The following is a 12,583-nucleotide window of genomic DNA, read 5'->3' on the forward strand; positions in this document are numbered from 1 at the left end:
TCAGCCCTTCGTGGTCGGTTCGGCGGTGTGTTCCGTGGCGGGCGGCGGCGCGTCCTCGCCGCCCGGCGTGCGCCGCACCGCCTCCTCGGCCCACTCCGCGGCGACCGCGAGGACCGAGCTGTTGCAGTACGGGCGCGCGGCGCTCTGCTGGAAGACCCGCAGCCCCTCGGCGGGCGCGCCGAGGAAGGTGAGGCGGGGTTCGGTGCCGCCGCCGGGCAGCACCGGGTGGAAGCGGTCGTCGAGATCGAGGGCGCCGGGCACGAAGTCGCCCGCGTCCTCGGAGCCGGCGCCGGTGGCGTCCGGGGCGTCCGGTTCCGCGGGGCCGCGGTTGCGCCAGAGCCGTACCAGGCCCTCGTCCAGCAGCGCCCGGTACAGCGGCAGTACGTCGCGCCGGGGGTCGAAGGGGTGCACCCGGCCCTCGACCACCGCATCCACGCGGCGGACCACGCCCGTGCGCCCGCCGGTGACCGTGAAGCCGGCCTGCCCGTCCTCCGCGGGCGCCACGGCGGGCGAGGGCCCCACCGAGAGGTCGAGCAGCCCCGCGTCGAGCAGCGCGAGCACCTTGCGCATCGGCTCCGTGCCGGCCCCGTTGGACAGCCGGTTGTAGTGGCGCAGATGCGTCCGGACGAACCGGCGGTGCGAGTCCGGGGTGAGACCGCCGAAGTCCACGGCCTCGGCGAAGACGGGGCGCAGATCCCGCCACACCCCGTCGCAGGCCGCCTTGACCGCGTTGCGGAGGTTGCCCTCCAGCGCGTCCAGATGGTCGCGGCGCAGGTACTCGGCGGTGCGCCGGGCCCAGTCGGCGCCGTCGTCACCGGTGCGCGCGGACGCCGCGGGCAGCGGGTCGTGCACCGCGCGCCAGTCGAACCGGCCGCCGTCACCGTCCGGCAGCCCGGCGAGCGGCGCCTCCAGGGCGGCGATCAGCGCGTCGGCACCGGGCTCGCCCCAGGGCGCGCGCCCGGCGAGGAAGTCCCGGTACAGCGGCTCCACCGCCGCCCGCAGCCGCCCGGCGGTGCCGTCGCCGCGCAGGGTGCGGTGGTGCACCCAGGCCATCTCCAGCGCGACCAGCGGGAACAGGTGCAGGTCGAAGTCGAGCGCCAGGCGTCCGTCGCGCATCCGGGCGCCGGCCGTGGCGCGCAGCGTCCGTACCGCGTCGACCGTGAAGAAGACCCCGGTGTGCTCCAGCCGCGCCGGGTCGGCCACCTTGCGGTTCACCGGCCTGCCGGAGACCGGCACCCCGCTGGGGCTGACCGCGACGATCACCGAGGGCTCCCGGCCCGCGGGCACATAGCGCAGCCCGTGCGGTGCCGCCCGCTCGTCGGGCACGAACGACCCGCCGCGCCCCTCCGTCAGCTGGAGCAGCACGTCGATGGCGGTGAGGCCGAGCCCGCGCACCGCCACCGGCCGGCCGGCCGGCACGGCGCGCTCGGTCAGCCGCTCCGCCAGCGGGTACGGGGTCGGCACATACCCCTCGTGGGCGGCGAGCCGCTCCTCCTCGCTGCCCGGCGCCGGCCTGTTCCAGGAGTGGCCGGTGACGAAGAGGACCTCGTCGGCGGTGAGTTCCGCGCCGTCGGACGAGCGGATCAGGAAGCGGTCGGCGGGCCCCGGCCCGCCGGTCCTGCTCACCGCGGTCACCTCGGCGGTCCGCAGCTCGACGCTGACACCGGGTACCGCTTCGAGCCGGGCGACGTATCCGAGGAACATCTCCCGCAGCGCCATGCCGTGCACGTACCTGCGGGGCACCTCGTCGGGCCGCAGCAGGAAGTCCGGGTGCCCGGTGCGCGCGTACCGCTCGGCACACCACTGGAGGAACGTGGGCCGCAGCTCCGCCGGGAGCAGTTTGCGGGGCGGGTCGCTCGACTCGTCGGGCGCGAAGGCGATCTGCCCGGCCACCCGGTTCAGGTAGCCGGTCGGCGGCTGGGTGTCGCTGTGCACCTCGCCGGCCCCGGCCCGGCCGCCGCGCTCCAGGACCACGATGCGGACCGGGCCCGCCGGAGGGGCGTCGGGCAGCACGGCGGCCAGGTGCGCCACGGCGTAGGTGCACAGGGGGCCGCCGCCCACCACCGCCACGGTGTGTGCCGTCATCCCTGCCGTCCCGCCGCGTCAGCCGACGGCCGGCTGCGCACCGCTGAGCATCTTCTGGAACTTGCGCAGCAGCGGGAAGGGCACGGTGCGCTCCACGTGGAAGCCCAGCTGCTCGTTGTACGTGTACTCGACCGGGTCCTGCTGGCTGAGCTGCGACAGCCCGCGGGCGACCTGCTCCAGGTAGCCGGGGAACTGCGACTGCATGGCGTAGACGACGCTGTAGTAGAGGTTGCGGCCGAGCGAGAAGCAGGGGTAGCGGGCGTCGTAGTTCTCCAGGGAGTACTTCGGGAAGCACCCGTCGATGATCCGCTTGGGGCACAGCCACAGCGGCAGGACGAGCGTCGTCTCACCGATCTGCCGGGCCGGGAAGGAGGCGGGCTTCAGCCCGGTGGTGACCCGGTAGAGGTTCTCGCAGACGATGTCCTCCAGGTTCACCCCGGTGGCGATGTACGGGGTGCCGATGTCGCGGGCCGCCTTGGAGAGCGCGAGACGGATCAGCAGCGTGCCCAGGAACTCGAAGTCGTCGCCCTGGAACTCGCGCTCGAACCGGTCGATGAGGTCGACCGAGTCGGCGGGGATGCCGAGGAGCTGCTTCACCTCGTCGGCTTCCATGACGGTCAGTTCGAGACCGTACTTCTCGCACAGCGCCTCGGCGCGCGGCACACCCGCGTCCCAGTCGGGGATGCCCTTGAGGATCACCGGGTGGACCCTGATGCCGTGGTCGGCGAGCTGGCTCAGGCCGTACAGCAGGGCGTTGCTGTCGCCGCCGCCGCTGACGCCGACGACCAGGTCCGCGCCCTGGGGAACCGCGGCGCGCACGGTGTCGCCGACGCGGTCGGCGATGATCTGGCGGCACTCCTCGGGGCTGAGCTTCTTCAGGAACGACTCCGCGAGGCCCGTCTCGTTGTCGAGCCGCTGGTAGACGTACTCGGTCGCCTCGCTGCCCGGATTGTCGCTCTCGATCGTCTTGAAATTCTCGATCGAGAAATTGAACGGGTTCACGTTCCGGTTGAAGTACAGCAGAATTTCGGAGGCGTCCTCGAAATCGGCGAGAGTGCGGTCGAGCGAGGGCGAAAGACGCGGGTCACCACCGGATTTGGGCACCACATAGGCCGCCACCGCGGACCAGGGCACATGGTTGCGGCCGAGGATGTCGATCAGGCGCTCGTCGGCTCCGCCGCTCAGCAGCTGCCGACCGTGCGAGGTCACAACGGAAACCTTGGGGAGCTCGCGTGAAGAAGTGTCGGTCATGACCTTGTCCTATCCGGCGACGAAAGGCGGGAGATCGCGGAGCGATGGGCTCCGAGGTGGGTGCGGGTACTGCGGCAAGCGCCGGGCGGGCCGCCGGCTCACGCGGTACGGCCCGCCCGGCGGCTCGATTACTGGGCGCCGGTCTCGCAGCTCGCGCCGGTGATGACCTCGAGGCCGTGCTTCGAGGCCGGCACGAAGGAACCGGCGGCGCGGAAGGCCTCCAGCTCGCGGACGCCCATGACGGCGCGCTCGGCGGCAACACCGGAAGGAATGAGCTCGACGAGCTCGTTCTTCAGGTTGAAGTTGCTGCTCTGCACAGCGGTGGAAACAGCTTCACGCATGTGAACCACCCTCCTTATGTGTCGGAACGGGAAGGGATTTCCCGCTGCCGGAAATCAACCGGATACCGGCAGCGATCGTCAAGGGACGGCCGTGGCCCTCCGGCGCCTATATGCCCGGGCTTTTCTTTACCTGGGACGCCCTCGGCGGTCCCGACGGAACCCGGACCCCATCGAATATGTCCGGATTGACCCGGCGTGCCCTCGCCGGAGGGTGCCGGCGGGCGCTTCAAACATCGAAGTTGTCTCGCCTGGAGGGGCGCCGGGGCCGCAATCCCAAATCGCGTCTCACGTGATTCCGTCCCGAATTGCGCTCCCTGCTAGAGTCCCGGCGACGGCAGACCTGACACACCGACACCGACGCAACTGACACACCGGCACGGCGGAAGGGCCCGATGGCAACGCTCGACTGGTCAGAGCTGACGCGCAGTCAGAAGAAGCAGGACCTGTACGCCCGCGAGACCTGGTTCCGCGAAGGACTGCGGGACGCCGAGGAGGTCCTGGGCCCCCGGCGGCTGCCCGCCGTGCTGCGGGAGACCGCCCTGCTCATGCTCAAGCCGGACGGCCTGGCCGCGGCCAGACTGGACCCGGTGCTGAAGTTCGTCACCGAGCACGACTTCGAGGTGGCCGCGGTCCGCGACTTCCGCTTCGAGGGGCACCACTGGCGGGAGCTGTGGCGCTACCAGCTCACCTCGGCCACCCTCGACCGGCTCGCGGTCAACGAACTCCTGCTCGGCGCCGGCCCCGCCCTGGTGCTGCTGCTGCGCAGCGGCCCGGGCCACGAGCTCCCCGCCACCGTACGGATGTCCACGCTCAAGGGGTCGGCCACGCTGGAGGCCCAGCGGCCCGGCACCCTGCGCAGCCTGCTCGGCCAGCCGAACCGGGTGCTCAGCCAGCTGCACGTGGCGGACGAACCCGCCGACCTGCTACGCGAACTGGGCCTGCTCTTCGGCGAGTCCGCCCGCCGCGGCCTGTACGCCGCGCTCGCCGCCGGCGACCTCGCGCCCGAGGACAAGACCACCCTCGACCGCGCCCTCCACGACTTCCCCGCCCCCGGCCGCTCCCTCGCCCTCGCCGACGCCCTCCGCGCGGTCGCCGAGGCCGTCGCCGCCGCCGGACCCGGACCGGCGAGCGGCAGCGTCCGGGAGGCGCTGGCGCGGATGGAACGCGGCGAACGCATCGCCTGGCGGCAGTTCACCGCGGACCTCGAGGCCCTCGGCGCCCGCCCCGACCGCTGGGACCTGGCGGTCCTGGGCACCTACGTCATCGAGTACGACGAACCGGGCCACCCCAAGGTGCTCACCAACCCCGACCCGCAGTCCTGGAAGCGAGCGACCGCATGACCAGCACACCCGCAGCACACGACCCCCGGGTCCCGGACGAGGCGCAGTGGTCCGCCCTGACCGCCTCGGCGACCAAGCGGGAACTCTTCGCCGAGGACCTGTACTTCCGCGAGTGCTGGGCGGACGCCCTCGACGTGTTCGGCGCGCGGCCGCCCGCGGGCGCCGCCGGCGGAGCCGGGGCACCGGAGCCGGCCGGCGCCGCGGCGGCGGCGGCGCTGGGCCCGCTGGGGCTGCTCAGCTTCAAGTGCGACGGCATGGCGGCCCGCCGCGCCGACCGCACCCTGCGCTACCTCACCGAGCAGGGCTTCAGCGTCCTCGCCAGCTCCCGCATCCGGCACAACCGGCACTCCATGCGCGAGCTGTGGCGGTACAACTGGCACGTCTACACCACCGACCGGCTCGCACTGATGACGCTCATGCACAGCGTCACCGAGTCCCTGCTGCTGATCGTCCGCGACGACCGGTACGACCCCGCCGTACCCGGCTCGGTCCGGCTGGCCGACCTCAAGGGCTCGGCCGACCCCGCCGCACGCGGCCCCGAGCACCTGCGCACGGTGCTCGACCCGCCCAACAAGATCATCAACTTTGTGCACGTGGCCGACGAGCCCGCCGACATCGTCCGCGAGGTCGGCATCTTCCTCGACCGCCCGGAGCGGCGCGCGCTGCTCACCCGCGTCCGCGAGGCGGACCCGCGCAGGGCCCAGCAGGAGGCGTACGAGGAGGTGGCCCGGCTCGAAGCCGAGCTGCCCGCCAACGACTTCGACCTCGACGCCACCTTGAAACGGCTGGAGGCCGTCGCCGACGCGGACGCCTTCGCCCGCATCACGTCCGCTGTCTCAGGTGGTGCCCGCCTCTCCTGGGACGAACTGTGCGGCCTGCTCGACCCGGCCGACCCGGCCGTCGGCACCTGGGACTTCGTCCGGGTCGCCACAGAGGTCCTGGACGCCGACCGGCCGGCCTCCGCCGACCTGCTCCCGCCCAGCTCCGCCGCCGAATGGCGGGGCCGCCGGCACTGACCTGGCCGGTCCTGGCCGCCCCGGGGCCCCGCACGCCCGAGCAGCAGCGGTGCGTGCGGGGCCCCGGCGTTCCCAGAGGCGCCGTGGTGGTCCTCAGGGGCGCCGTGGCGGTCCTCAGGGGCGGCGCGGCGGTCTCGGGCACGGGCCCGACGCGGTCACCGCATGCGACGCGGGCACCCATGGGCGGGACGGCCGGTCCAAGACCGCCCCACGCCTGCCGAGCCCCGCTGCACTCCTCACCGCCAGGCCGTTGACCGGCGGAAACGCAGAAGCCCGGCCGGAGTGCCGGTACCGCGAGCGGCTCCCGTCATGCCGCTCCGGGCCTGATCCTCGTCTCCGGCACCCGCACGTCACGGGCGACTGCACGGCTCACGTGCCGCCTGCTTCCTCCCGCCCGTCACTCCCCGAGCAGCCTGCGCACCCGCTCCTGCCCCACCGCCAGCAGCAGCGTGGGCAGGCGCGGGCCGGTGTCCCGGCCGACGAGCAGGTGGTACAGCAGCGCGAAGAAGGACCGCTGGGCGGTCTTGATCTCCGGCGGCAGCTCCTTGGGCGTGGCGTCGGCGGAGAACCCGGCCTGGACCTTGGGCACGCCGTAGACGAGGTGGGTCAGCCCGTCCAGCGACCAGTGGTCGGCCAGTCCGTCGAGCAGCAGCCGGATCGACTCCCGGCCCTGGTCGTCGAGCGACTTCAGCAGCTCGGTGTCGGGCTCCTCGCGCACGATGGTCCGCTGGTCGGCGGGGACGTGCGTGTTGATCCACGCCTCGGCCTTGTCGTACCGCGGCCGGGCCTCGTCGAGCGAGGCCAGCGGCTGGTCCGGGTCGAGTTCGCTGAGGATCCGCAGCGCCTGGTCCTCGTGGCCGGCGGTGATGTCGGCGACCGAGGCCAGCGTCCGGTACGGCAGCGGCCGGGGCGTCCGCGGCAGCTCACCGGCGGCGGTGCCCACCGCGCGCGCGTGCGCGGCGAGGTCGGCGGGCAGGGCCGTGCCGTCGGCGACCTTGGCGTCGAGCCGGTCCCACTCGTCGTACAGCCGCTGGATCTCCTGGTCGAAGGCGACCTTGAAGGACTGGTTGGGCCTGCGCCGGGCGTACAGCCAGCGCAGGAGCTGCGGCTCCATGATCTTCAGCGCGTCGGCCGGGGTGGGCACGCCGCCGCGCGAGGACGACATCTTCGCCATGCCGGAGATGCCGACGAAGGCGTACATCGGCCCGATCGGCTGCTCGCCGCCGAAGATGCCGACGATCTGGCCGCCCACCTGGAAGCTCGACCCCGGGGAGGAGTGGTCGACGCCGCTCGGCTCGAAGATCACGCCCTCGTACGCCCACCGCATCGGCCAGTCCACCTTCCAGACCAGCTTGCCGCGGTTGAACTCGCTCAGCCGGACCGTCTCGGAGAAGCCGCACGCGGTGCAGGCGTACGTCATCTCGGTGGAGTCGTCGTCGTAGGCGGTGACGGTGGTGAAGTCCTTCTCGCAGTTGCCGCAGTACGGCTTGTACGGGAAGTACCCGGCGGAACCGGAGCTGCCGTCGTCCTCGGCGGCGGCGCCGGAGCCCTCGGCGGCCTCCAGCTCGGCCTCGTCGAGGGGCTTCTGCTTGGCCTGCTGCTTCTTCTGGTCGGCGGGCTTGGGCTTGGTCCGGTACTGGGCGAGGACGGCGTCGATCTCCTGCCGGTGCCTCATGGCGTGCAGGATCTGCTCGCGGTAGGCGCCGGAGGTGTACTGCGCGGTCTGGCTGATCCCGTCGAACTCGACGCCCAGCTGGGCGAGCGACTCGACCATGGCCGCCTTGAAGTGCTCGGCCCAGTTGGGGTGGGGGGAGCCCGCGGGGGCGGGGACGGAGGTCAGCGGCTTGCCGATGTGCTCGGCCCAGGCCTCCTCGTCGACCCCGGCGATGCCCTTGGGCACCTTGCGGTAGCGGTCGTAGTCGTCCCAGGAGATCAGGTGCCGGACCTGGTGCCCGCGGCGCCGGATCTCGTCGGCGACCAGGTGCGGGGTCATGACCTCGCGCAGGTTCCCCAGGTGGATGGGGCCGGACGGCGACAGCCCGGACGCGACGACGACCGGTTTGCCCGGGGCCCGACGCTCCGACTCGGCGATGACCTCATCCGCGAAACGGGAGACCCAGTCGGTGGTCTCGGTGCTCTGAGCCACGATCGGCACGTCCTTCTTTCTCCATCGGGCAGCCGGTACGGTCGCACGGCTGACCGCTCCATTCTCCCAGGCGGGGCCACATCCGCGAAAACCGCTTTTCACCGCGTGGGATACTCGGCTTCTGTAGCAGTCCCGAACCCGAGCAGAACGGCAGCCACTCCATGGCCTCGGTCACGTCTCTCACCGACTCCGTCCAGCAGCACCTCGCCTCCGCCCTCTCGGCCACCCGGCCCGAGGCCGCCGGCGCGGACCCGCTGCTGCGCCGAAGCGACCGGGCGGACTACCAGGCCAACGGCATCCTCGCCCTGGCCAAGAAGACCAAGGCCAACCCGCGCGAGCTGGCCGCCGAGGTCGTCTCGCACGTCGTCACCGGCGACGTGATCCAGGACGTCGAGGTCTCCGGCCCCGGCTTCCTCAACATCACGGTCACCGACCGGGCGATCACCGCCAACCTGGCCGCGCGGTACGCGGACGACACCGGCCGCCTCGGCGTGCCGTACGCGGACGCCCCGGGCACGACGGTCGTCGACTACGCCCAGCCGAACGTGGCGAAGGAGATGCACGTCGGCCACCTGCGGTCCGCGGTGATCGGCGACTCGGTGACGAAGCTCCTGGAGTTCACCGGCGAGAACGTGGTCCGCCGGCACCACATCGGCGACTGGGGCACCCAGTTCGGCATGCTCATCCAGTACCTGGACGAGCACCCGCACGAGCTGGACCACAAGAACGCCCAGGTCACCGGCGAGGAGGCGATGTCGAACCTCGACCGCCTCTACAAGGCCGCCCGCAAGCTCTTCGACTCCGACGAGGAGTTCAAGACGCGGGCGCGGCGCCGGGTGGTCGACCTCCAGGCCGGCGACCCGCACACGCTCGCCATGTGGCAGAAGTTCGTGGACGAGTCGAAGATCTACTTCTTCTCCGTCTTCGAGAAGCTGGACATGGAGATCCGGGACGCGGACATCGTCGGCGAGTCCGGCTACAACGACATGCTCGCCGAGACCTGCCGCCTGCTGGAGGAGTCGGGCGTCGCGGTCCGCTCCGAGGGCGCCCTGTGCGTCTTCTTCGACGACATCAAGGGCCCGGACGGCAAGCCGGTCCCGCTGATCGTGCAGAAGTCGGACGGCGGTTACGGCTACGCGGCGACCGACCTGTCGGCGATCCGGGACCGCGTGTTCCACCTCAAGGCGGACACGCTGCTGTACGTGGTCGACGCCCGCCAGGCCCTGCACTTCAAGATGGTCTTCGAGACGGCCCGGCGCGCGGGCTGGCTGAACGACGACGTCACGGCCGTGCAGCTGGCCTTCGGCACGGTGCTGGGCAAGGACGGCAAGCCGTTCAAGACCCGCGCCGGCGAGACGGTCCGGCTGGTCGACCTCCTGGACGAGGCGATCGACCGCGCCTCGGCGGTCGTGCGGGAGAAGGCCCAGGACCTCTCCGAGGAGGAGATCGCCGAGCGGGGCGCCCAGGTGGGCATCGGCGCGGTGAAGTACGCCGACCTGTCGACGTCGGCGAACCGGGACTACAAGTTCGACCTGGACCAGATGGTCTCGCTGAACGGCGACACCAGCGTGTACCTGCAGTACGCGTACGCCCGGATCCGGTCGATCCTGCGCAAGGCGGGCGAGGTGCGCCCGGCCGCCCGCCCGGAGCTGGCGCTGACGGCGGCGGAGCGGGCGCTCGGCCTGCACCTGGACGCGTTCGCGGCGACGGTGGCCGAGGCGGCGGCGGAGTACGCCCCGCACAAGCTGGCGGCGTACCTGTACCAGCTGGCGTCGCTGTACACGTCCTTCTACGACAAGTGCCCGGTGCTGAAGGCCGAGACGCCCGAGCAGGTCGCCAACCGCCTGTTCCTGTGCGACGTCACGGCCCGGACGCTGCGTCAGGGGATGGCCCTGCTGGGCATCCGGACGCCCGAGCGGCTCTGAGACGCGACGCCGCCCCACGGAACGCGGCCCGTCCTCTCCCCCGTGGGAGGACGGGCCGCAGCATGTGCCGTACGGGTCGTCAGACGCCGTTGGCGAACCGCTTGAAGGCCTTCTTGGTGCCGGACCCGGCCTTGCCGTCGATCGCCCCGGTGTAGCCCCAGCTGTCCTTCAGCAGGCGCTGCAGGGCCTTGATCGTGCCCTCGCCGACGATGCCGTCGATCTTGCCGGTGTACCCCCAGTAGGCCTTCAGGCAGCGCTGGAACGCCTTCCAGCTGTTGGTGCCCAGCTGCCCGTCGATCGTGCCGGTGTAGTTCCAGTGGGCCTTCAGCCACTGCTGGACCTTCTTGGCCTCGGCGGTCGTCAGGCCGAGGTTGTTCACCGCGAGCGGGGCGGCCTCCGTGCTCACCGCCTGCTGCTGGGCCTGCGCGGAGTCCGCGAAGGCGGTTCCCGCGCCCGCCAGGGTTCCGGCCGCGATCCCGGCGGCGGCGGTGACGCTGACGAGGGTCCTGGTCAGTGCTCGCATTCTGTTCCCTCCGTTGCTGCTTCGCGTTGGGCGGGCCGGCCGCGCCGGCCGGCTCGTCAACAAGGCTGCGGGCCGGTGGCCGGGGCCGCCACAGTCGCCGTGGAAGTGACGTACTCGTGGGACGCCTCCCGCGCTGACCTGCGAAGATGTCGTCCCCCGGGACGGTGCGGCGGGACGGCCGGTGGCCGATTCCGGGCCGGTGCGGGAACCGCGTTCCGGTACGGGCCGTGGATGCTGGTGCAGAATGCGACGGGGCACGGGGCCGCCGACCACGGCCCGCGGCCCCTGGACGCGAGTAGGGGGAACATGTCGCGTTGGAAACCACTGCCCTCGGAACTGGATCCACGCGTCCGGCAGTTGGCGGTGCGCTTGCGTCGCCTGAAGGACCACGGCGGGCTGAGCCTGCGGCAGCTCGCGGCGAAGACGGGATACAGCGCGAAGTCGTGGGAGCGGTATCTGGGCGGCCGGTCCCTGCCGCCCGCGGAGGCCGTGGAGGCGCTGGCCCGGATCGCCGGTGACGACCCGACCCGGCTGCTCGCCCTGCGCGAGGTCGCCGCCGAGGCCTGGGAGGACGGACGCGGACGCGGATCGTCCGGCGCGCCGGACGACGTGTCCGTCAGGGCGGCGCAGGAGTCGTCGGCCGCGGCCGAGGAGCCCCGGACGTACGGGCGTTCGCTGCGCGTCGCACTGGTGGCGGGGGCGGTGGCCCTGGTCCTGGCCGTCTCCTCGGCCGTCCTGCTGGCCGTGCGGTTCACCGGCCAGGGCACCGGGAACACCGCGGCGAGCGCGACGCCCCCGCTGTCGTCCGCCGCGTCGCCGCCGCCGTCGTCCTCGGGGCCGCCCCGGTACACCTGCCGCCCGGAGCGGATCGACGGCCTCTGGTACGCGGGCAACAGCCGCACCCAGGACGCCGTCCTGGCGGAGGGCCACGCGGGCCCGGAGGTGGCGGAGGCCCAGTGCCTGCTGCGCCGGGCGGGCTTCTCGCCGGGAGTCGTCGACGGCATCTACGGCCCGCTGACGCGGAGCGCGGTGGAGCGCGTGCAGAAGCGGGCCGACCTGGTCGTGGACGGCATCATCGGACCGCACACCTGGAAAGCCCTGCGGCGATGACCCCGCCGGCCCTCTCCCCGGAACGCGCCCGGCTCGCCGCCGCACTGCGGGAGCTGAAGACGCGCACCGGCCTGAGCCTGGCGGGTCTGGCGGCGAAGACCCCGTACAGCAAGTCGTCCTGGGAGCGCTATCTCAACGGCAAGACCCTGCCGCCGCGCCAGGCTGTGCGGGACCTGTGCCGCCTCGCCGGCGAGGCGGAGGGGCGGTGCCTGGCGCTGTGGGAGATCGCGGAGTCGCAGTGGAGCGGGCGCGCGACGGAGGGGACGCCCGCCGGCCCGGACACGCCGCCGCGGCGGCCGGACGCGGCGGCGCCCGCCGAGCCGGGTCCCGCCCGGGCCGGGCCCGCCGGGCACCGGGGCGTGGCGGCGGTGGCCGTGCTCGCGTCGGTGTGCGCCGTGGCCGTCGGCGGCGTGGCGGTGGCCCTCCTCACCCTGCCGCACCGGGACGGCGCACGGTCCGCTCCGCCGCCCTCCTCCTCCGTCACCGGGCCGCTGTGCCGGGGGGCCGCCTGCGAGGGCGGGAACCCGATGCACATGAGGTGCGGCGTCGGCCCGAGCACCCTCGCCTCCTACCGGACCGCCACCGGGGCCCGCCTGGAGCTGCGCCACAGCCGGGCGTGCGGGACCGGCTGGGCCCGCATGTGGAACACGCGGATCGGCGACCGGCTGACCGTGACCGCGGGCGGCCCCACCCGTTCCGCCCAGGTGAAGAACCGCCTCGACACGGAGGAGTTCGTCTTCACCCCCATGACCGTGGCCCGCCCCGGCGCCGTCGTCCGGGCCTGTTTCCGGCCCGCGGCGGACGGCGGGCGGGAGTGCTTCGACGGCCGCGTGCGGTAGGGCCCTC

General features: G+C 72.9%; 10 protein-coding genes. 5 read left to right on the forward strand and 5 right to left on the reverse strand.

Translation table 11 applies throughout. The features are described 5' to 3' along the window. From ABD363_RS02705 to ABD363_RS02715, 3 genes are all read right to left on the reverse strand, one after another. Positions 1-2,085, reverse strand: coding sequence for an FAD/NAD(P)-binding protein (locus ABD363_RS02705; RefSeq protein WP_344599704.1), 2,085 nt, complete (start codon positions 2,083-2,085; stop codon positions 1-3). 18 nt (positions 2,086-2,103) lie between these two features. Beyond that, complete coding sequence (locus ABD363_RS02710; protein WP_344599705.1) at positions 2,104-3,294, reverse strand: tRNA lysidine(34) synthetase; 1,191 nt, start codon at positions 3,292-3,294, stop codon at positions 2,104-2,106. A gap of 170 nt (positions 3,295-3,464) precedes the next feature. Then, positions 3,465-3,677: a hypothetical protein gene (locus ABD363_RS02715; RefSeq protein WP_247464403.1), complete on the reverse strand. Its 213-nt coding sequence runs from the start codon at positions 3,675-3,677 to the stop codon at positions 3,465-3,467. A gap of 392 nt (positions 3,678-4,069) precedes the next feature. Between ABD363_RS02715 and ABD363_RS02720 the strand changes: the two genes are divergently transcribed. Next, entirely contained in the window at positions 4,070-5,017 is a 948-nt protein-coding gene (locus ABD363_RS02720; protein WP_344599706.1) for a nucleoside-diphosphate kinase, read from the forward strand. Then, positions 5,014-6,033 (forward strand): hypothetical protein, encoded by a 1,020-nt coding sequence (locus ABD363_RS02725; protein ID WP_344599707.1) that lies wholly within the window; start codon positions 5,014-5,016, stop codon positions 6,031-6,033. The genes ABD363_RS02720 and ABD363_RS02725 overlap by 4 nt, the downstream gene beginning before the upstream one ends. Before the next feature lie 397 nt (positions 6,034-6,430). Here ABD363_RS02725 and lysS read toward each other — a convergent pair whose 3' ends face one another. Further along, positions 6,431-8,188, reverse strand: a complete 1,758-nt coding sequence (gene lysS / locus ABD363_RS02730; RefSeq protein WP_344599708.1) for a lysine--tRNA ligase — start codon at positions 8,186-8,188, stop codon at positions 6,431-6,433. 152 nt (positions 8,189-8,340) lie between these two features. Here lysS and argS point away from each other — a divergent pair, with 152 nt between their 5' ends. Further along, positions 8,341-10,104 (forward strand): arginine--tRNA ligase, encoded by a 1,764-nt coding sequence (argS, locus tag ABD363_RS02735; protein ID WP_344599709.1) that lies wholly within the window; start codon positions 8,341-8,343, stop codon positions 10,102-10,104. Between the two features lie 79 nt (positions 10,105-10,183). Here argS and ABD363_RS02740 read toward each other — a convergent pair whose 3' ends face one another. Further along, the gene (locus ABD363_RS02740) at positions 10,184-10,627 is read right to left on the reverse strand and encodes a peptidoglycan-binding domain-containing protein (protein WP_344599710.1); all 444 of its coding nucleotides are present in this window, start codon (positions 10,625-10,627) and stop codon (positions 10,184-10,186) included. A 306-nt stretch (positions 10,628-10,933) separates the two neighbouring features. On the opposite strand from ABD363_RS02740, the gene ABD363_RS02745 reads away from it, so the two are divergent. Both ABD363_RS02745 and ABD363_RS02750 read left to right on the forward strand, forming a co-directional pair. Continuing rightward, a complete protein-coding gene (locus tag ABD363_RS02745; RefSeq protein WP_344599711.1) occupies positions 10,934-11,737 on the forward strand; it encodes a peptidoglycan-binding protein in 804 nt (267 codons plus the stop codon). Next, positions 11,734-12,576 (forward strand): helix-turn-helix domain-containing protein, encoded by an 843-nt coding sequence (locus tag ABD363_RS02750; protein WP_344599712.1) that lies wholly within the window; start codon positions 11,734-11,736, stop codon positions 12,574-12,576. The genes ABD363_RS02745 and ABD363_RS02750 overlap by 4 nt, the downstream gene beginning before the upstream one ends. Positions 12,577-12,583 lie beyond the last annotated feature (7 nt).

This window comes from Streptomyces glaucus (genome assembly GCF_039533365.1).
Lineage (GTDB): Bacteria > Actinomycetota > Actinomycetes > Streptomycetales > Streptomycetaceae > Streptomyces > Streptomyces glaucus.